The organism is Peribacillus sp. RS7, assembly GCF_041956845.1.
In the GTDB taxonomy this organism is placed as follows: domain Bacteria; phylum Bacillota; class Bacilli; order Bacillales; family DSM-1321; genus Peribacillus.
Genome location: NZ_CP168135.1, coordinates 2698302 through 2717901 on the forward strand (window position 1 = coordinate 2698302; position 19600 = coordinate 2717901).

Annotated in this window: 19 protein-coding genes; 14 read left to right on the forward strand and 5 right to left on the reverse strand. The window is 39.0% G+C overall.

The window, feature by feature from the left end:
- Positions 1-14 precede the first annotated feature (14 nt).
- Positions 15-1136 carry a radical SAM/CxCxxxxC motif protein YfkAB gene (gene yfkAB, locus ACDZ29_RS13625; protein WP_375091138.1) on the reverse strand — a complete coding sequence of 374 codons (1122 nt, stop codon included), beginning with the start codon at positions 1134-1136 and terminating at the stop codon, positions 15-17.
- A gap of 156 nt (positions 1137-1292) precedes the next feature.
- On the opposite strand from yfkAB, the gene ACDZ29_RS13630 reads away from it, so the two are divergent.
- Both ACDZ29_RS13630 and ACDZ29_RS13635 read left to right on the forward strand, forming a co-directional pair.
- Positions 1293-1478, forward strand: a complete 186-nt coding sequence (locus ACDZ29_RS13630) for an SE1561 family protein (protein WP_375091032.1) — start codon at positions 1293-1295, stop codon at positions 1476-1478.
- A gap of 319 nt (positions 1479-1797) precedes the next feature.
- A complete protein-coding gene (locus ACDZ29_RS13635) occupies positions 1798-3366 on the forward strand; it encodes a fumarate hydratase (protein WP_289318073.1) in 1569 nt (522 codons plus the stop codon).
- Between the two features lie 48 nt (positions 3367-3414).
- Here the strand turns inward: ACDZ29_RS13635 and ACDZ29_RS13640 are convergent, their stop codons facing one another.
- Positions 3415-3552, reverse strand: a complete 138-nt coding sequence (locus tag ACDZ29_RS13640) for a hypothetical protein (RefSeq protein ID WP_289318072.1) — start codon at positions 3550-3552, stop codon at positions 3415-3417.
- A gap of 111 nt (positions 3553-3663) precedes the next feature.
- Between ACDZ29_RS13640 and ACDZ29_RS13645 the strand changes: the two genes are divergently transcribed.
- From ACDZ29_RS13645 to ACDZ29_RS13665, 5 genes are all read left to right on the forward strand, one after another.
- Positions 3664-3849: a hypothetical protein gene (locus ACDZ29_RS13645; RefSeq protein ID WP_289318071.1), complete on the forward strand. Its 186-nt coding sequence runs from the start codon at positions 3664-3666 to the stop codon at positions 3847-3849.
- Positions 3850-4018: 169 nt separating this feature from the next.
- On the forward strand, positions 4019-4804 hold the full coding sequence (gene pdaA, locus ACDZ29_RS13650; protein WP_289323619.1) for a delta-lactam-biosynthetic de-N-acetylase: 786 nt from the start codon (positions 4019-4021) through the stop codon (positions 4802-4804).
- Between the two features lie 122 nt (positions 4805-4926).
- Entirely contained in the window at positions 4927-5811 is an 885-nt protein-coding gene (locus tag ACDZ29_RS13655) for a DNA-3-methyladenine glycosylase (protein ID WP_370013800.1), read from the forward strand.
- Entirely contained in the window at positions 5808-7193 is a 1386-nt protein-coding gene (gene rlmD, locus ACDZ29_RS13660; RefSeq protein WP_375091033.1) for a 23S rRNA (uracil(1939)-C(5))-methyltransferase RlmD, read from the forward strand. The genes ACDZ29_RS13655 and rlmD overlap by 4 nt, the downstream gene beginning before the upstream one ends.
- 117 nt (positions 7194-7310) lie before the next feature.
- Complete coding sequence (locus ACDZ29_RS13665) at positions 7311-7832, forward strand: DUF1456 family protein (protein WP_289323622.1); 522 nt, start codon at positions 7311-7313, stop codon at positions 7830-7832.
- A 936-nt stretch (positions 7833-8768) separates the two neighbouring features.
- Here ACDZ29_RS13665 and ACDZ29_RS13670 read toward each other — a convergent pair.
- Positions 8769-8900, reverse strand: coding sequence for a hypothetical protein (locus tag ACDZ29_RS13670; RefSeq protein ID WP_289323623.1), 132 nt, complete (start codon positions 8898-8900; stop codon positions 8769-8771).
- A gap of 378 nt (positions 8901-9278) precedes the next feature.
- Here ACDZ29_RS13670 and ACDZ29_RS13675 point away from each other — a divergent pair, with 378 nt between their 5' ends.
- The 4 genes from ACDZ29_RS13675 to ACDZ29_RS13690 all read left to right on the forward strand — a co-directional run bounded on the left by ACDZ29_RS13675 (position 9279) and on the right by ACDZ29_RS13690 (position 14530).
- Complete coding sequence (locus tag ACDZ29_RS13675) at positions 9279-10469, forward strand: glycine C-acetyltransferase (RefSeq protein ID WP_289323624.1); 1191 nt, start codon at positions 9279-9281, stop codon at positions 10467-10469.
- A gap of 41 nt (positions 10470-10510) precedes the next feature.
- Positions 10511-11470: an L-threonine 3-dehydrogenase gene (locus tag ACDZ29_RS13680; protein ID WP_375091034.1), complete on the forward strand. Its 960-nt coding sequence runs from the start codon at positions 10511-10513 to the stop codon at positions 11468-11470.
- A 388-nt stretch (positions 11471-11858) separates the two neighbouring features.
- Positions 11859-13262, forward strand: coding sequence for an amino acid permease (locus ACDZ29_RS13685; protein WP_289323626.1), 1404 nt, complete (start codon positions 11859-11861; stop codon positions 13260-13262).
- Between the two features lie 359 nt (positions 13263-13621).
- Positions 13622-14530, forward strand: a complete 909-nt coding sequence (locus ACDZ29_RS13690; RefSeq protein ID WP_289323627.1) for a PhzF family isomerase — start codon at positions 13622-13624, stop codon at positions 14528-14530.
- A 77-nt stretch (positions 14531-14607) separates the two neighbouring features.
- Here ACDZ29_RS13690 and ACDZ29_RS13695 read toward each other — a convergent pair whose 3' ends face one another.
- Positions 14608-15324, reverse strand: coding sequence for a vanadium-dependent haloperoxidase (locus ACDZ29_RS13695; RefSeq protein ID WP_289323628.1), 717 nt, complete (start codon positions 15322-15324; stop codon positions 14608-14610).
- Between the two features lie 412 nt (positions 15325-15736).
- A complete protein-coding gene (locus ACDZ29_RS13700; protein ID WP_289323629.1) occupies positions 15737-17125 on the reverse strand; it encodes a PLP-dependent aminotransferase family protein in 1389 nt (462 codons plus the stop codon).
- Between the two features lie 263 nt (positions 17126-17388).
- On the opposite strand from ACDZ29_RS13700, the gene azlC reads away from it, so the two are divergent.
- The 3 genes from azlC to ACDZ29_RS13715 all read left to right on the forward strand — a co-directional run bounded on the left by azlC (position 17389) and on the right by ACDZ29_RS13715 (position 18981).
- On the forward strand, positions 17389-18102 hold the full coding sequence (azlC, locus tag ACDZ29_RS13705; RefSeq protein ID WP_289323630.1) for an azaleucine resistance protein AzlC: 714 nt from the start codon (positions 17389-17391) through the stop codon (positions 18100-18102).
- Complete coding sequence (locus ACDZ29_RS13710; protein ID WP_289323631.1) at positions 18099-18431, forward strand: branched-chain amino acid transporter permease; 333 nt, start codon at positions 18099-18101, stop codon at positions 18429-18431. The genes azlC and ACDZ29_RS13710 overlap by 4 nt, the downstream gene beginning before the upstream one ends.
- 94 nt (positions 18432-18525) lie before the next feature.
- A complete protein-coding gene (locus tag ACDZ29_RS13715; protein WP_289323632.1) occupies positions 18526-18981 on the forward strand; it encodes a PaaI family thioesterase in 456 nt (151 codons plus the stop codon).
- Positions 18982-19600: the final 619 nt, after the last annotated feature.

A 19600-nucleotide genomic window follows, 5' to 3' on the forward strand; every position in this document is an offset into this window, starting at 1 on the left:
GGCGAGTTTTTTCTTCATATGGTTGACTTCCTCATCCTAAAGTCTTCCTTTGGGTAGTAGGCATTTTTGACGAGAACATTCGGGCCAAGACATTTGACTGCCGGGCAGTGGCAGTTCAACTCATTGGCCAGTTTTGAATTCATCCATGTGTCATACGATTCGGTCAATGGCCGATCAATGATATTTCCCAATGTAGGTGCATCACCGAAGTCGGTCACTATAACTTCCCCGGTGAAAATATTGACGTTCAACCGGGAACGTCCATCAGGGTCATTTCGAACAGTCACTTTATGTGAATCATAAAGGCGTTGAAGCAGCTCAATATCCTCTTTACCGTTATTGCAAGGATAGAATGGCAGGGTACCGAAAAGCATCCATACATTTTCATCACGGATATCAAGCAAATGATGAATCGCTTCACGCATATTCTCCAATGATAACGTTTCAAGTGCTGAAGCGAAGTCGCTTGGATACATCGGATGAATTTCATGCCTTTGACATCCCATTTCATCGACGATCTGTCTGTGAATATGTTCAAGATGGGGCAATGTGCGTTTATTAAGCATCGTTTCTGCTGAAACCAGCACACCGGCCTTTGTCAGGGCACGGGAATTTTCGATCATTTTATCAAATAATTTCTTTCGCTGTACCCGCGATGGTTTTCGGTCCATCATGGCGAAGCCGATATCAATGAATTCATCTATCGTTCCCCAGTTATGGGAAATGTGCAGGACATCCAAATAGGGAATGATTTCCTCATACCGTTCCAAGTCAAGGGTCAAATTGGAATTGATTTGTGTCCGGACCCCACGGCTACGGGCATATTTCAATAGAGGCAAAACATAATTCTTCACTTGTTTTCTTGATAGCATCGGTTCTCCGCCAGTGATGCTGAGCGAGCGAAGCAAAGGAATCTCATCAAGGCGCTGAATCAGTAATTCCAGTGGCAGAGCATCGGGATCCTTGGGCTGAAGTGTGTAACCGACAGCACAATGCTCACAACGCATATTGCAAAGTGTGGTGGTTGTGAACTCCACGTTGGTCAGGCTGAGCTTTCCATATTGTTCAACGTCCATATATGCTTCCCAAGGATCATACTTGGGTGTAATTGGTGTTAAAAGGTCTTGCTTGATTATTGACATGTTTAAAACTCCTTACGTAATAATGCACTAACCCATTATGAACAATGGGGACAAAAATTGTCAAATGGCGGAGAGCTGCATTTATAGCTTGCCATTGCACTTTCAAGCAGATTTCGTTACGATGAAAGAAGAATGGAAGGAGAGTGCCTCATGGGAAAATCCATTACAGGTAAAAACGAACAATTAACATACTTAAAAGAACGCCTAACGATGTTCATGGAGGTTCTTGATCATATCGAACCTGAAAATACTGAACTGGAAGATATAGACCGCTTAATCGGCATGTTAGATGATTTGGAAGGCAAAGTTGAACAATTCAAAACCAGGGAAGAATAATATCTGTTTCGATAGTATGATTTTTTCAATGTTAATATTCATGAAGGGATGACGTGCAACCTGCGTCATCCCTTTTTTATAAATAATGATGAATAGCGTTCATAACAAATAGGAAATGTTTGGTGATGAAAATTTAGTCATGGGCTATTCTTGGCGCTTTGAAGATTCCTCACCAATTTGCTTTTCATTAAGAAAAATAATTACTTGTTTTCGAAAGATTATGTTAGATGTATAATAAAACGGGTGTTGTATCATTCGCTATTTATAGAGAAGCAGGGAAATGATTAAATCTAGGGGAAATAAGAGGGGGAAGAGAAATTTGGATATTCAAAAATTCCAAGAAAGTATGTACAGTCTTATCGTTGAAACTTCAACGAATCTTCCAAAGGATGTTCGTCGTGCGGTCAAAAGTGCAAAACAACGTGAAAATGCAGGTACTCGTTCTGCATTGAGCTTGGCCACCATCACGAATAATATTACAATGGCTGACGACAATGTATCACCGATTTGTCAGGATACGGGTCTGCCGACTTTCAAAATAAAAACTCCAGTTGGTGTGAACCAACTTGAAATAAAAGAAGCAATCCGAAATGCAATCATTTTAGCAACAAAGGGCGGAAAACTTCGTCCAAACGCCGTTGACTCTTTATCGGGTGAAAATAGCGGGGATAACCTTGGGGAAGGTCTTCCTGTCATGAAATTCGATCAATGGGAAAAAGACTACATTGATGTTCGTCTCATCTTAAAAGGCGGCGGCTGTGAAAACAAAAACATCCAATACAGTCTTCCTATGGAGCTTGAAGGATTGGGGAAAGCGGGCCGTGACTTGGACGGAATCCGTAAATGTGTCCTTCACTCTGTTTACCAAGCACAAGGACAAGGCTGCAGTGCCGGCTTCATCGGCGTTGGTATCGGCGGGGACCGTTCATCCGGATATGATCTGGCTAAGGCTCAACTTTTCCGCAGTAATGAAGATGTGAATCCGAATGAAGATCTTCGTAAACTTGAAGATTACATCATGAAGACAGCTAATGAATTGGGAATCGGCACGATGGGCTTTGGCGGCGAAACTACACTGCTTGGATGTAAAATCGGTGTCATGCACCGTATTCCTGCAAGCTTTTTCGTATCCGTGGCTTATAACTGCTGGGCTTTCCGCCGTTTAGGAGTGAAAGTGAATCCGGAAACAGGCGAAATCAATGAGTGGTTATATCAAGAAGGAGAGAAAATCGACTTCGCTCTAGAAGCAGAAAAAGAAGCGAAGGAAGAAGTGGCAGCCGCTGTAGAATCCGACGTTGAAGCTTCCCGTGAAATCACCCTGCAAGCACCTATCACGGAAGAGCAAATCCGTGAATTGAAAGTTGGTGACGTAGTTCATATTAACGGCAGAATGTATACGGGCCGTGACGCTATCCACAAACATTTATCTGAAAATCCTGCTCCAATCGACCTGGATGGACAAATCATCTATCACTGTGGACCAGTAATGCTGAAGGACGAAGAAGGTAAATGGCATGTGAAGGCTGCGGGACCAACAACAAGTATTCGTGAAGAACCATACCAAGGTGATATCATGAAACGATTTGGCATCCGTGCAGTTATCGGTAAAGGCGGAATGGGACCAAAAACACTTGAGGCACTAAGTGAACACGGCGGCGTTTATCTAAACGCAATCGGCGGAGCTGCTCAATATTATGCAGACTGCATCAAATCCGTAGAAGGCGTGAACTTCACTGAATTTGGTATTCCTGAAGCAATGTGGCATCTGAATGTTGAAGGATTTACAGCCGTTGTTACCATGGATTCACATGGTAACAGCTTGCATAAAGATGTTCAGCAATCTTCATTGGAAAAATTGGCACAATTCAAAGAACCAGTTTTTAAATAAATGTATGGCAAAAGACGCTCACCAATCGGTTGGGCGTCTTTTGCTATCTTACTCTTCTATTTCCGGCAGTGGATCGACCCTCGAAGAATCCTCTAAATTCAATCCACTTTTCACAAAATGAATAAACACTCCACCACCTAAACCAAGACAACCAACAAACCCTAACGTGATAACCCATTCCAGCATTTCATTCCCCCCTTGCTAAATGTATATGAAAAAAAAGGCGATAATTACCTTAGAAAAGTACAATCTTTTGGAACGGTCGCACATACATTAGAAGAGAAAGGGGGGATTTTCATGCAGAATAGCTACATCTTATTCTTTATCGCCATGTTAACCGGTTTTGCTTTCATCAAACTTCCTGTGGCAAACACGATCTTCTCCGGTCTTGAAACATTCCTGGACGTAGTCGGAATTGTAACAGTTCTCATTTTCGCTATCGCCATTATTTGGAAGGCGGCACAAGCGTTATTTAAAGGATAAACCAATATGGAGGGGCCAATCCTTTTCGGAGGAAAGGCCTTTTTTGCGTGGGATTAAGATTTTGTTGAGAGGATTCGTCCCACAATTCGATAATTCGGCCTTCACAATATCATGCATATAAATCTCTATGTTCCAAACACTAAGAAAAAAGAACATGGGGGATATTCCAATGAAAAAAATGGTGATTTTTTCCGCTTTTATATGCTTGATATGCTCTTTGGCAAGTCCAGCTTTTGCGGAATCCTATAACTGGGGTTTCAATAAAGGAAGAAATGGGACACCTGCCGATGCCGGTAAAAAATTCAATGAAATGCTGCCTAAATATGAAGCGATTTATAAAGGGGATACAAAGAAAAAAGACGTTTATTTAACATTTGATAACGGTTATGAAAATGGTTATACGGCACAGATTTTAGATGTTCTGAAGAAACATAAGGCTCCTGGAGCTTTTTTTGTCACGGGTCATTATTTAAAAACGGCGCCTGAGCTTGTTATCCGTATGGCTAATGAAGGGCATATCGTGGGGAACCATTCATGGAACCATCCGGATATGACCAGCGTGACGGACGATGTCATTCGCACTGAGCTCGAGCGGGTAAAAAAAGCGACGGAAAAATTAACCGGGCAACAGGGAATGAATTACTTAAGGCCGCCTCGTGGGGTATTTAATGAAAGAACAATGAAAATCGCAAAAAGAGAAGGGTATTACCACATCTTTTGGTCACTGGCATATAGAGACTGGATTGTCGATCAACAAAAGGGTGCCGCGTTCGCACACGATGAGGTGCTTAAGCAGATACATCCCGGCGCGATATTATTACTGCATACAGTATCGAGGGATAATGCGGAAGCACTTGACTCGATACTGACGGATCTTGAAAAACAGGGATACACATTCAGCAGCCTTGATGATTTAATGATTGAGAAACAATTGCCAAACCGAATGCTTTATTAAAATTAAAAGCGGGTCCTGTAGTGATGATTCAGGTCCTGCTTTTATCCATTCTCCTCTATTTCAAGTAATATTTCTGGAAACATGCTATAATACGTGGAAAACTGCTAAAGGATGGATCGATTGTGTGGACAGAAAAATTACAGGTTCAAGGACCCTATAATTTCGATCTAGTTCTCGAACGATTATCGTTAGACCCACTTCAGGTAGTTGATTTTACTAACAGGACGGTAAAAGTTCCGCTATATATAGAAAAAGAACCAATCGTTTTGCAGGTTCAGGCAATAGGAAATATCGAAGAACCATCTTTTATCATCAAAGGTCATTCAGAAGAGGACAAGTCTAAAGCAATCGAACGGTTAAAAAAGGTTTTTCATTGGCATCAGCCATTAGAAGGCGTTTCCCGGCATTTTCGGGAATCCGATTTGCGGGAAATCTTCGAGGAGCACCGCGGTACAGCCATAGTCTTGGACTTCGATTACTACAGTTGCCTCGTCAAATGCATCATACATCAGCAATTAAACCTATCTTTTGCTCATACGCTCACGGAACGATTCGTTAAAACATTCGGCTACCAGATAGAAGGTGCCTGGTTTTATCCGACACCGGAAACAACCGCCCAACTTCAAGTTGAGCAATTAAGGGCCATTCAATTCAGTGGCCGGAAAGCGGAATACGTCATCGGGCTTTCCGAGCAAATCATTCAGGGCCATCTCAATCTTGGTATAATGGATAAGCTTTCCGATCAAGAGGTTATGGATACACTAATAAAAATACGCGGTATCGGTAGATGGACGGCTGAAAACTTCCTGCTTTTTGGACTCGGCCGGCAGAACCTATTTCCCAAAGCCGATATTGGCATTCAAAATGCCTTGAAAATATTATATGGCTTACCGCAAAAGCCAACCCAAGAAGAAATGGAATCCTATAGTGTGAACTGGGCTCCATATCTAAGCTACGCTTCCCTCTATTTGTGGAGAAGCATCGAAAAACGGAGTGAAAAGAAATGACAAACATTCAAGATACAAAACTGGAAGTGAATCAAACCCTTCCCCTTACCATTAAACGGCTTGGCATTAACGGAGAGGGAGTCGGTTATTTTAAAAAGAAAGTCGTCTTCGTCCCTGGAGCATTACCAGGTGAAGAAATTGTAGCTTTGGTCACAAAAGTACAGCCAAACTTTACCGAAGCGAAAATTAAAACCATCCGGAAAGAATCGCCACATCGGATTGCAGCACCATGTCCGGTTTACGCAGAGTGCGGCGGATGTCAGTTACAGCATTTAAGCTATGACCAGCAGCTTGTAGAAAAGCGCGATATCGTCATTCAAGCGATGGAACGTCATTCGGAATTCCCAGTTTCTTCATTAAATATAAAAGAAACGATCGGTATGGAAGATCCTTGGAATTATCGCAATAAAAGTCAGTACCAAGTAGGCCAAAAAGATGGCAAATTGATTGCTGGTCTTTACGGGTTGAATTCCCATACACTGATCGATATCCCGAATTGCCTTGTACAGCATAAGGCAACCAATAAAGTAACACGTACGGTGAAAAAGATACTAAAGAACCTGAATATCTCGATTTATAACGAAAGAAAAAGAAAAGGTGTAATCCGTACGGTCATTACTCGGGTAGGCTTTGAAACAGGTGAAGTGCAGGTTGTCCTTGTCACAGGAGCGGAAGAAATTCCACAAAAGGATCAGCTGCTTAAACAAATTCATGACCAACTGCCAGAAGTGAAATCGGTCGTTCAAAACATCAACAACCAAAACACCTCACTTATCTTTGGGGAAAAAACGATTCATTTGGCAGGCGAAAAAGTCATCAACGAAACATTGGGTGACATATCATACGAACTATCAGCGCGTACATTCTTCCAGCTTAACCCGGTCCAAACTGTTCGCTTATATGATGAAGTGAAAAAAGCAGCAGCTTTAACCGGCACGGAAAAAGTCGTTGACGCTTATTGCGGCGTAGGGACCATTGGACTATGGCTGTCTGAAAATGCCAAAGAAGTCCGAGGAATGGACGTCATTAAAGAATCCATTGAGGACGCCAAGAAAAATGCAAAAAAACATAATCGCAACAATGTATACTATGAAACAGGCAAAGCCGAGAATATCCTGCCACGCTGGACCAAAGAAGGCTGGAAACCGGATGTACTCGTCGTCGATCCGCCAAGATCAGGCTGTGATCAATCCCTACTGCAAACAATCTTGAAAGTTAAACCGAAAACCATTGTGTACGTATCATGTAACCCATCCACATTGGCGAAGGACTTACAAGAACTAAGCAGTTCATATAGCGTTGAAACCATGCAGCCGGTGGACATGTTCCCGCAGACGAGTCATGTTGAAGTAGTTACCTCGTTGAAGCTGATTAAAGAATAAGCAGAAGGATCCGGGAATCTGTAAAAGGTTCTCGGATTTTCATCTGCGTTTATTTCCATCCATTTGTGAAATAATGAAGGTACTGTGAAAATTGAGAAATACATAGGAGGTTATTAGATGCATAATCATGATATATTAATTCGATTAAGATACGCGCTGGATATAAAAAATAACGATATGGTAGAGATATTTAAACTTGGGGACATTGAAGTGACAAGAGAAGAAGTCATGCAGATGCTCACAAAACCAAAAGATGATTACTATGATGAATACGACGATGATATAGATGAAGATGAAGAAGGGATAAACTGCAATAACATGATGTTAGAGTCCTTTTTAAATGGCTTGATCATTTTTAAAAGAGGGAGACAAGAGCCAAAACCTGGTCAGCCTCAAAGCCAGGCACCGGCTGTAAAGAATAAGGAAAGTGTGAATAATATCCTTCTGAAGAAACTGAAAATAGCATTGACATTAACCAGTGAGGATATGATTGATATCTTGGAGGAAGCAGGAGTCATGATAACCAAAGGAGAATTAAGCGCTATTTTAAGAAAAGTTGGCCATAGGAATTATAAAGAGTGCGGAGATCGATACGCCAGGAATTTCTTAAAAGGATTAGCTTTGAAATATAGGGGATAAGGGTTCAGGAAATAGCAACTATTTTAATCAAGTACATCATATTAGGCACTGGTTTCGGGAAAAACATTTCCGATTTCAGGGTCTATTTCTTTTCGTTTGATTTTATTGAAGACACTAGAAAGTGTGAAATGGCAAAAAAAGCAGAAGGTGTCCCTAAGGCACCTTCTGCTCATTTATACAAGTTCATTAACCTTTTAAAAAGTCTGGTTTTGTGAAATTGGGATGGGGATATTCATAGTCATTCTCCTTTTTCCCTTTGGATATCTCTTCTTGTTAATTATTTCACTTATGCTGAAAATAGATGTAGGAATAAACTCAAGCCTAACTTGAAGGAGAAGATCTAGTTGGTATCCTTATTGTTTATCAAGAAAAGGAGCGGTATATGTACAATCTTCAAAGAATGCCGATATCTTTTCCACCAATGAACATACTTTCAAGTGACATGCGGTATATATGTTTATATATCGGTGTTGTAATTGGATCAAATCCCAAACGGAGTTTACTTTGTGAATGAGTTATTGTTTAAAAAAACCAATAATCATTTTGGTTAATTTGACCTATTAGATGACGAATTTTGTAATAGGGGAAAACAAAAATTCAGAGGGTCCTTTACTTAACAAGATGAAAAAGATGAACCCGTAATGTAAATTCGAAGTCGGCATCAAAGAAAGGAACTGGCTTCAATTTTAGCCGTGCATAAGGTGTGGATAATGGAAGGGGGAAATGGGAAAAATCCTAATTCCTCCTGATCATGTGCATAACATTTTTTAATTTTCTTGTACGTGAAATTTACCTCAACTTTCAGGAGCTGGTCATCAGCTTTTTTTATGGAACTAAATGGAAGTTTTGATGGGCCCTTTGTTGTGTATTTGACTCAAACTGTCCATTTGAACCATGGAAAACGATAAAAAAAGAGGATAATTAAATCCTCTTAGATTACTTGTCTTCCTTTATTTGGTCATCGGATTTTTGAACGATTTCTTTTAATTCTCCTATGTCACCTTTTGCATTGATAATTTCAAAAATCTCATTTAAGCCTTCTGAGGTTTTTTCATCTTCTGTTTTCACTTTATACCCCTCCTTATTTGTGATCATTTGTTAAGGTCTCCAAAAAACCAGAAGATAAAACATAGGTTAACTTGGAAAATTGATGATGATATTCTCTTTGAATTTACCCCGATTTAAACACATTTTTGAGCGATCTTTATTACAAAACTACAAAAATTCCGATTTTTTTGTCCACACAATATGGACAACCTTAAAATTTTCTATTATTATGATTGATATAACTATTAGTATAAAGGGATTTAGGTTACTTCCCTATGTGTTTATGGAGAGGACACGTGTATTTTTAGAAAAAAGAGTAAATTTCAGTATTCTTGAAATTGGGGTAAAACATATAATAATCCTGCACTTATTCCAACCATCAATGAGGGGGTATATTAAATGTCTAGTGAAATATTAAATAAATTTTTGAAAGAAAATTTGGAAGATTTAAAAGAAAAAGGCCTTTACAACGTTATTGATCCTGTAGAAGGTCCAAACGGTCCGGTAATCACCATTGCAGGCAGAGAGTTAATTAATTTATCATCAAATAACTATTTAGGTTTAGCGACAGATCGACGATTGATAGAGGCTTGCATAGAAGCAACGAAAACATATGGTGTCGGAGCTGGTGCCGTTCGTACGATCAACGGAACATTGGATATTCATGTCAAATTAGAAGAAAAGCTTGCTGAATTTAAACATACAGAAGCGGCGATTGCTTATCAATCGGGCTTCAATTGTAATATGGCAGCGATTTCAGGAGTGATGGATAAACATGATGCCATTCTTTCGGATGAATTGAATCATGCTTCTATCATTGATGGATGTCGATTATCCAAAGCAAAGATTATTCCCTTCATTCATTCGGACATGGACGATTTACGAGCGAAAGCACGTCAAGCAAAAGAGTCCGGATTGTATAACAAGGTCATGATCATTACTGATGGCGTTTTCTCGATGGATGGGGATATTGCCAAGCTCCCTGAAATTGTTGAGATTGCAGAAGAGTTTGATTTAATTACTTATGTTGATGATGCACATGGCTCAGGGGTATTGGGTAATGGTGCTGGAACGGTAAAGCACTTCGGGTTATCGGATAGAGTGGATTTCCAAATTGGAACTTTATCCAAAGCGATAGGTGTTGTAGGTGGCTATGTAGCAGGAAAGAAAGATTTAATTGATTGGTTAAAAGTGAGAAGCCGTCCATTTTTATTTTCAACTGCTGTCACACCGGGAGCAGTTGCAGCTAGTATAGAAGCAATTGATATTTTGATGAATAGCTCAGATCTTCAAAATAAGCTATGGGAAAATAGCGAGTACTTGAAAAAGGGCCTAAAAGAATTAGGGTTTGATATCGGGGAGAGCGAAACACCGATTACGCCTTGCATTATAGGAGATGAAGCAAAAACGCAGCAATTCAGTAAGAGACTGAATGAAGAAGGCGTGTATGCTAAATCCATCGTATTTCCTACCGTTCCAAAGGGAACAGGGAGAGTGAGGAATATGCCTACAGCTGCTCATACAAAAGAGATGCTGGATAGTGCACTAGCCATTTATGAAAAAGTAGGAAAAGAGATGTCGATCATTTAAGGGAATTGCTTGCTGCAGAGAGAAAAAGGGGAGGGATTTTGATGAAAAAGGTCTTGGTAACGGGGGCTTTAGGTCAAATAGGTTCAGAACTTACGCTGAAAATGAGAGAGATTTATGGATCTGATAATATCATTGCAACAGATATTCGGAAAACGGACAGCGATGTTGTCCAATCAGGTCCATTCGAGACTTTAGATGTTACAGATGAAAAAGCGATGTTTAATATGGCAAAAAAACATGAAGTGGATACGATCATACATTTAGCTGCTTTATTGTCAGCAACAGCTGAAAAGAAGCCTCTATTAGCTTGGCATTTAAACATGGGCGGATTGGTCAATGCTTTGGAATCGGCACGGGAACTTGATTGCCAATTATTTACACCGAGTTCAATTGGTGCGTTTGGTCCAAGCACACCTAAGGATTGTACACCGCAAGACATCATTCAAAGACCGAATACGATGTACGGAGTTAATAAGGTATCAGGGGAGTTATTATGTGATTATTACCATCATAAATTTGGGGTTGATACGAGGGGTCTTCGATTCCCGGGATTGATTTCATATGTTACACCTCCCGGCGGGGGAACAACCGATTATGCAGTTGAAATTTACTACGAAGCGATTAAAAACAAGCGATATACTTCTTACATTGATAAGGGAACGTATATGGATATGATGTATATGCCTGACGCATTAGCTGCCATCATTAACCTAATGGAGGCCGATGCCTCAAAATTAAAACATCGGAATTCTTTCAATGTGTCTGCAATGAGCTTTGATCCGGAGCAAATTGCAGCCGAGATAAAAAGGCATATTCCGGAATTTGTCATGAATTATGACGTAGATCCAGTAAGACAATCCATTGCCGATAGTTGGCCAAATACAATAGATTCAACCTGTGCAAAAGAAGAGTGGGGATTTAAGGCGGAATATGATTTGGAAAAAATGACGAATGATATGTTGGTGAAGCTGAAATTAAGGTCACTTTTAGTAACAGCATAAATATATCTGCTAGTAGCCGAATAAAAGAGTTGTAATACTCTTTTATTCGAGTTACTATATTCAGATAACGTTTAAGGATTTCACTTTTAAAACCAATAAAAAGTAAGCGCTTTCCATGCGAGTGGGTGATTAGGTTAAATGCTTGGTTCAAAGTTCTTATGATACTTGATACAGCATTAACTTGAAATCCACGATCTGGAATTACGTTATAATTTTTAAGAATCTTATTAACTGTCAGGATTGCTTAAATTAGAAGTGAAGAATGATTTTATGGGGCAGCTTTATGATAGTGAAAAGTGGAGCCTGCTATATCATTTCTGTACTAAATAGGGAGAGCAATAAACATCTTGCATCAGAATCGACTATTAGTAGTGTAGGGGGAAATGGAATGGCAAACAAAGATTTGAATAGGGAGTTAAAAGGCCGTCATATTCAGATGATCGCTTTGGGCGGTACGATTGGTGTTGGTTTATTCATGGGTTCAGCCAGCACGATTCAATGGACAGGTCCTTCTGTAATGTTAGCTTATGCAATCTCAGGGTTATTTATATTTTTAATTATGCGTGCAATGGGGGAAATGTTGTATTTAGAACCAAGTACAGGCTCGTTTGCAACATTTGGCTATAAGTACATTCATCCATTGGCAGGGTATATGACTGCATGGAGTAACTGGTTCCAGTGGGTTATTGTCGGGATGGCTGAAATAATTGCAGTTGGGACATACATGCAGTATTGGTTCCCTGATCTTCCTGCGTGGATACCAGGTTTAATCGCAATGGTGATTCTTGGAGCAGCGAACTTAATTTCAGTTAAATCCTTTGGTGAAATTGAATTTTGGTTTGCACTGATTAAAATCATAACGATTATATTAATGATCGTTGCAGGATTTGGACTTATTTTCTTTGGCATCGGTAACGGAGGAGAAGCATTAGGGTTATCGAATCTTTGGGAACATGGTGGATGGTTTACGGGCGGTTGGAAAGGGTTCTTCTTTGCTCTTTCATTAGTCGTTGCAGCTTATCAAGGTGTAGAACTAATTGGGATTACAGCGGGTGAAGCAAAAAATCCGCAAGAAACGATAACCAAAGCGATTCAAAGTACCATTTGGCGTATCTTAATCTTCTATATCGGTGCGATTTTCATTATTGTAACCGTTTACCCTTGGGATCAATTAAGCGCGATCGGCAGCCCATTTGTTGCGACTTTTGCGAAAGTTGGTATTACAGCAGCAGCTGGAATTATTAATTTTGTCGTAATCACGGCTGCTATGTCTGGCTGCAATAGTGGTATTTACAGTGCAGGCCGTATGCTTTATACATTAGGTATGAATGGACAAGCGCCAAAATTCTTTGCGAAAGTATCTAATAGTGGTGTCCCATTATTCGGTACGTTCGGAGTGATAGTCGGGTTAGCGATTGGCGTTGTTTTGAGTTATATTGCACCAGAAAATTTATTCGTGCATGTATACAGTGCGAGTGTACTTCCTGGTATGATTCCGTGGTTTGTCATTCTGATCAGCCAAATTAAATTCAGAAAAGTAAAAAAAGCCGAGATGGACAATCATCCATTCAAAATGCCATTTGCACCTGTTACAAACTACCTGACCATCGCTTTCTTGATTATGGTGTTAATCGGCATGTGGTTTAATGATGACACACGGATGTCGCTTATGGTAGGAATAGGATTTCTAGGTATCGTTGTAATTAGTTATTTCGCTTTTGGAATAGGTAAACGTGGACAAGCTGATACTCAGACAGATACTCAGACGGAAGATAAAGTGATTAACCTATAATTCACTTTTGATTTTTCTAAGCGAAGTTTGTTTTGTTGCATTGATAAGAAAATCCAAGTAAAAAATGAGGGTTGCTGCGGCAGCCCTTTTCTAATGGATTAATTAGTCCTTAACCCAATTTGATTTTTTAGGTTATTTATCAAACAAACAGATTCGTAGCTTTATTTAGTTATGGTCTTCAGTTTTTTTCCTATTTTGATATTTGTTTTATGACAAAAGGGTACATTCCGATGTAATTGTTGCTGCATGTTTTAACTCCATCAAGCACTTTATAGAAGCAACGGGGGAACTTTTACTATAATAAGAATTAAAGATAGTGAAAGGACAAGAATTTGAAGATATTAAAGGTGGGAAATGACATGGCAAGAAAATACCGATTATATCAAATTGATTCATTTACGAAAGAAAAATTATCAGGTAATCCGGCTGGTGTAATAACAAATGCAGATGGATTATCTTCGGGTGAGATGCAGAGGATTGCAAGAGAGCTTAACAATTCGGAAACGGCATTTATCTTTAAATCAGACAATAGTGAATATGATGTACAGATTCGTTTTTTTACACCTACACATGAGGTTCCCATCTGTGGACATGCGACGATTGCGGCCCACTATGCTCGTGCAGTTGAAAATAGTATAAATACAGTTAAAGTTTATCATAAAACCGGTGCCGGCATTTTACCAGTCGATGTGATTAATGAAGATAATGATTACAAAATTATAATGACGCAGGGTAGTATTAGTTTTGAAACGGTGATTGATGGTGTAGCTTTGGAAAACATATTAACGGCTCTCAATATTAGTGAAAATGATTTATTAGAAGATTGTCCAGTACAAATCGTTTCTACCGGGCATTCCAAGGTGATGATTGGAATTAAGAGTTCGGAACTTCTTCACCAATTAAACCCTAATATGGATCTACTTACAAAAGTCAGTGGATTAATTAATTGCAATGGTTTCTATGTTTTTACGATGAATGCTCCCGACTCGGAAATTTTAATTCATGGAAGAATGTTTGCTCCTGCAATTGGTATTAACGAAGACCCTGTTACGGGTAATGCGAACGGTCCTTTAGGCGCATATTTAATACACCATGGACTTGTCAAACATGATAATTCTTTATTCAGTTTTAAAGCAGTGCAGGGCGAAGCTATAAAACGGGCGGGTATCATTGATGTTCAAGTGAAAATTTGTAATCAGGAGCCAGAGGAAGTAAGAATTGCGGGAAATGCTGTAATCGTGTTTAAGTCCGAGTTATTACTTGATTAGCCATTCAAGGTGCAGTAGCTTAAGTTCGAAGTTGTCGTTAAATGGTTCAGGTTAGCTTTACCTGAACCATTTAAATATTATTGAAGCGTGTTTAGATTTTGTGTCCTTAATAAACTTACAACTACCTCTCCAATTTGTCTGCCTAAACTTAAGCCTTCATTGTTATCTACGTTAAAATGTACGCCAGCGTACAAACGGGATTGAGCACTTTCTTCCATTACTTTTTTTATTTCGGATGACTCTCGAGGGAAAATATAACATAATATTACCTCTGCAGATCCCGCCACAGTAGCATGTGCAGAAGGATAAGCTGGAAAACGAGGGGTAATCAACACAGTAGTAAGATTTCTGTCATATTGATTTGGACGCGCAACATCCCAATGATATTTAAAAAACCAGGTTATAACAAATGTATCATTTAAAGCAGCGTTTAAATATCCTAGCACCCTGGCAACATTCGGTGATCCCAGCTTATACTTTCCAGCTAAACTGAAAAGTATGGTGTTGATTTTCTCGGTTAATTCACCTGTTCCCCAATATTGGGCGATTTGTATTTTCTGAGGAGTCAATGAATTTAATGTCTGCTCTACAATCAATAACTCAGTTTCCCAATCAATACCTTCAGGATTTTTAATTCTCCAATTAATACGTTGATGAAAAGGGTCTAGGAAAACATTATCTCTTCCCCTTGAAATAAAAAACATCGGCCAAAATCCTGCCTCTGGAGAACCTTTAGGTGGGATACTCTCCCCTGTATAAGGATACTCTGTCCATCTTCTGTAATTTATCCGCATAAAGACCACCCCTTAATAAAAGTTCTCCTTGTTCCTTATGATTAAGAGTAATTAAATATGACCATTTATTGCCCTCATATCTATTAGAGGAAAATTTCAAAAACATATATTTATTAAGACAACCAGTTATAGGTCCGTTATTTGAAGATTCTTATGGGATTTTAATTGATACTAAGACAAAAAAGGTTGATGAATAATACGTTGTTACAATTAATTTTCTTCCTTCATTAAGCTTTAAAAAGGAAGGTTGCTTTCTTATGGAGCTAACGGGGCAGAATGGTTCATAAAATCATCTTAAAAAGGATTATTAAGTTCAGGACAATTTTTTATAATTGAAGAGCCGACACCTTCAGGATATTGGTGTCGGCTATAAACTGATGCACTGGTTTACAAGATTTATTGAATTTTTGAATCAGTCGAGATACTGTTTTAATATTTCTAATCCTATTTTTAACTCATCAAATGAGTTTGTAGAAGAAAGTGCAATACGCAAGTACTGATCGGGCGTGGTCTGCCCGCTTAGAAAACGATCAGAATGAAAAACCCGAATGCCGTGCCTTTTCAAATCCGTTTCCAGCTGTAACGCATCGTTAGGCCCTTGAATAGGAAGCCAACGATAAAAACTATGAGGATGTCCAACATTCTTTCTTATAGGAAAATACTCTGAAAAAATATCATTTGCAGTTTGTGCAAGCTGTTTCTTTTGAGAAACAATTTCATGAGCCTTTCCTGATAGGATAAGCTCTGTGATAACCTCAGCATCAAAAGAAGAGGTTTTTACATTGATGTTAAAAATGGCCTGCAAAATTTTCTCGCGTAAGGCATCCCCATAGACCATATAGGCAACTCTTAATCCAGAACATATTGACTTAGAGGTGCCACAAATATAAACGCTTTGTTCCGGAAGCAAATGGAACATCGGCTGCTGGTAATCGGAGATAATACCAGCCGACAAAAATGCGTGAATATCATCCTCAATCAAAATTAAACGATGCTTACGGATGACCGCAGCTAATTCTTGCTTTCTAAAATCTGAAATCATGACTGTGGTTGGATTGTTACAAGAGGGCATCAGAAAAACGCCGTGAATATTTGTTTGGCAACACTGCTTTTCAAGTTCGTCTGCCAGCATCCCAAACTGGTCTCCGGGAATGGGTACTAACTGAATATGTAACATCTTTGCCAACTCGATAAAGTTTGAATAAGTGTATAAGTCGGTTGCAATGCGATTACCAGGCTCAAACAACGCAGTCAAAGCAATTGCCAACGCATTTTGTGCGCCGGAAACAATCGCTATATGTTCTTGGTCTACTTGAATACCGAAAGATTTCATCCAGTTTAGCCCTGCAGTCTTTTGATGTGGAATACCGGTCGGATCATTGTAATTCAGTAGCTGCTCCAAATATTTTTTATCCACAACCTTTTGGATAACCTCTGTTACAATACCATTCGTTTGCTCAAAAGAGGCTACTAAACCAAAATCAATAATGTTTGTGATTTTATCATTGGAAATGGTAATTGAACGAGCAGCGTTAGGAGCGACAAAGGTTCCACTTCCGGTGACTGCATAAATCAGCCCTTTTACCTCGCAGACTTTATAGGCACGGGTAATAGTGGTAAAGTTTAAGTCAAGAAAATCTGCCAATTCTCGTTGCGGAGGTAACTTTGTTCCAGGTGCTAAAAAACCATTTGTTATATCTTGTTCAAGTAATGATGCAAGAGATTTATAAAAAGGACGCTTTAATGCTTTCTTATCAGGTTTCCAAGACATTGGATAATTGTCAAATGAATTTACTGGCATACTGCACCTCTACTATCGTATTCCATACAATAATATCATTATTGTACGGAATTATAATGATAAAATGTATGGTTTGAAATATGTGAATCTAGAAGAGTCCATATTGCATAAAAAAGAAGTAGAACAAATAAAGCCTCCATTTCATCAAAATAGGGGCTTTTATTAATTTGAAGATAATTGTAATCCATACAATTATCTTATTTTTTGTATGGATTTTGTATGGTAAATTTAGTATCAAATCAGTAGTTCAGGATGTGGATCATATGAAAAAAAGAAAACAAATATGGATGGCATTTCGTTCGGCTTTTCCATATACAGTCCCCATTTTTGCAGGGTTTCTATTTTTGGGAATAGCTTATGGAATCTATATGAATTCATTAGGTTTCAGTGCGATTTACCCAATCTTGATGAGTCTAACAATATTTGCAGGATCAATGGAGTTTATTGCAGCCAATTTATTGCTTGTCGCATTCAATCCGATTAACGCCCTTTTTCTAACTTTAATGGTGAATGCACGACATTTGTTTTATGGCATTTCCATGCTTGATAAGTATAGAGGGACCGGGAAGAAAAAGCTGTATCTGATTTATGGGCTTTGCGATGAGTCTTTTTCCATCAATTGTACGGTTGATGTTCCGCAGAATGTAGACAAGGGCTGGTTTATGACATTTGTAACACTGCTTAATCATGTCTATTGGGTCATAGGAGCAGCGATAGGTGGCATCTTTGGATCACTTGTTAAGTTCAACACAGAAGGACTCGATTTTGTTATGACGGCTCTCTTTGTTGTCATTTTCATTGAACAATGGATGAAAGAGAAAAACCATCATAGTGCTCTCGCAGGGCTTGGGCTGTCAGCTGTCTGCCTTATTATTTTTGGTGGAAACAATTTCATCATCCCTGCTATGTTTGCAATTTTAGGGGTACTCACCTTACTTAGAAAGCCATTAGAGAAAGTTGAGGTCAAGGCCATATGACAATGGATTTAACACAGCAAATCATTACAATTGCGATGGTTGTTTTAGGCACAATGCTTACAAGGTTTCTTCCATTCATCGTTTTCCCATCCGGTAAACCCACACCGAAGTATGTTCAGTATCTCGGTAAAATACTGCCATCCGCGGTAATTGGGCTTTTGGTCATTTATTGTTTAAAGGATGTGAGCATACAATCCGGAAGTCACGGCATCCCTGAATTTATTGCGGTGGCTATAGTTGCCCTGCTTCACTTTTGGAAGAAAATGATGCTCCTTTCCATAGCAGGGGGAACGATTGTCTACATGATGTTGGTTCAATTGGTTTTTTGAAAATTATATTGGTACTGACTTGTTCCATCTCGTATTTCCATTTCTTATTTCAATGGTGGGGGAGTAAAATATTCAATCAAAGGGGCAGGTAATAGTGAAAAAGAAAATTGATGAGTATCAAATTTATGAAAAACACTATGAACAAATTCATGAGCAAGTAAAAAACGATCCGTATGCTCAGTCTTTAGGCATTCAGTTAACAAAATTCGAGGCAGGTTCTGCAGAAGCAACATTAGAAGTGCAAAGCCATATGGTAAATGCATATGGAACTGTACACGGGGCAGTTATTTATGCTTTAGCAGATCATGCTTTTTCGGTAGCCTGTAATGCATATGGAAAAACATCCTTAGGACTCTCGACAACAATCCAGTTTATTGAATCAGCTAAACCCGGAGATAAGATAGTAGCCCGTGCAACGGAAGTTAAACGAAACTATCGGACAGGATTTTATCGAATAGACGTTTTGCATGAGCAAAACCTGATAGCAACCATGGAGGCAGTGTCATATCGTAAGGATCATTATTTTATTGAACTTGATGAACAAGATTAAGTAGTCTAATAGTTATTGATCAGAGCTGTCTTTAAGGCAGCTTTTTCTTATGGCACTAAAGGGGCAGGTTAGTGGAATAAGGAATATGGTTAAATGATATCTACGGAGGAAGATATGACTTCAAATAAAAACATTCCAAATTTTCCTATAAATGGTGGTGCACTATAAAAAAAGGAGGGCAGTTCAGATTGGAATTCAAATTCGGGGATGGTGCTATTGTGCTACCCTCTTTACACATTACGATTATCGCAATAATTATTATTTTCTTTTTAGTAAGGTGGAGCAAGCAATTAGAAACACGACGATTTACGATTTTCTTTTACTTTCTGATAAGCACTTACATTACTCCAATTTTTTCTCGCAGTACAAAAGAAGGTGTCTTTCAGCTATGGATTCCGTTGGGTTTTATATTAGTTTTCTTTTACTTGTTTCGCAGTAAAAGAAACCATCCATCTAAAATGAAAGCGTGTATTTTAGGACTTTGCATAGCATTATATCAGTTAATTCTTCAATATGTTAGGTAGTTTTTGGTATTCCACTAACGGGTGCTTACTTCATTTAAGAAGGTTGCTGAGGCAGCCTTTTTCTTATGGCACTAACGGGGCAGGTTAGTTCAAGA

Coding starts and splice junctions, on each gene's coding strand:
- ACDZ29_RS13695 (WP_289323628.1), bottom strand. CDS start 15,324: ATGCGGATAAATTACAGAAGATGGACAGAGTATCCTTATACAGGGGAG.
- ACDZ29_RS13710 (WP_289323631.1), top strand. CDS start 18,099: ATGACAATGGATTTAACACAGCAAATCATTACAATTGCGATGGTTGTT.
- ACDZ29_RS13675 (WP_289323624.1), top strand. CDS start 9,279: ATGTCTAGTGAAATATTAAATAAATTTTTGAAAGAAAATTTGGAAGAT.
- ACDZ29_RS13630 (WP_375091032.1), top strand. CDS start 1,293: ATGGGAAAATCCATTACAGGTAAAAACGAACAATTAACATACTTAAAA.
- pdaA (WP_289323619.1), top strand. CDS start 4,019: ATGAAAAAAATGGTGATTTTTTCCGCTTTTATATGCTTGATATGCTCT.
- ACDZ29_RS13690 (WP_289323627.1), top strand. CDS start 13,622: ATGGCAAGAAAATACCGATTATATCAAATTGATTCATTTACGAAAGAA.
- rlmD (WP_375091033.1), top strand. CDS start 5,808: ATGACAAACATTCAAGATACAAAACTGGAAGTGAATCAAACCCTTCCC.
- ACDZ29_RS13640 (WP_289318072.1), bottom strand. CDS start 3,552: ATGCTGGAATGGGTTATCACGTTAGGGTTTGTTGGTTGTCTTGGTTTA.
- ACDZ29_RS13680 (WP_375091034.1), top strand. CDS start 10,511: ATGAAAAAGGTCTTGGTAACGGGGGCTTTAGGTCAAATAGGTTCAGAA.
- ACDZ29_RS13685 (WP_289323626.1), top strand. CDS start 11,859: ATGGCAAACAAAGATTTGAATAGGGAGTTAAAAGGCCGTCATATTCAG.
- azlC (WP_289323630.1), top strand. CDS start 17,389: ATGAAAAAAAGAAAACAAATATGGATGGCATTTCGTTCGGCTTTTCCA.
- ACDZ29_RS13700 (WP_289323629.1), bottom strand. CDS start 17,125: ATGCCAGTAAATTCATTTGACAATTATCCAATGTCTTGGAAACCTGAT.
- ACDZ29_RS13665 (WP_289323622.1), top strand. CDS start 7,311: ATGCATAATCATGATATATTAATTCGATTAAGATACGCGCTGGATATA.
- ACDZ29_RS13645 (WP_289318071.1), top strand. CDS start 3,664: ATGCAGAATAGCTACATCTTATTCTTTATCGCCATGTTAACCGGTTTT.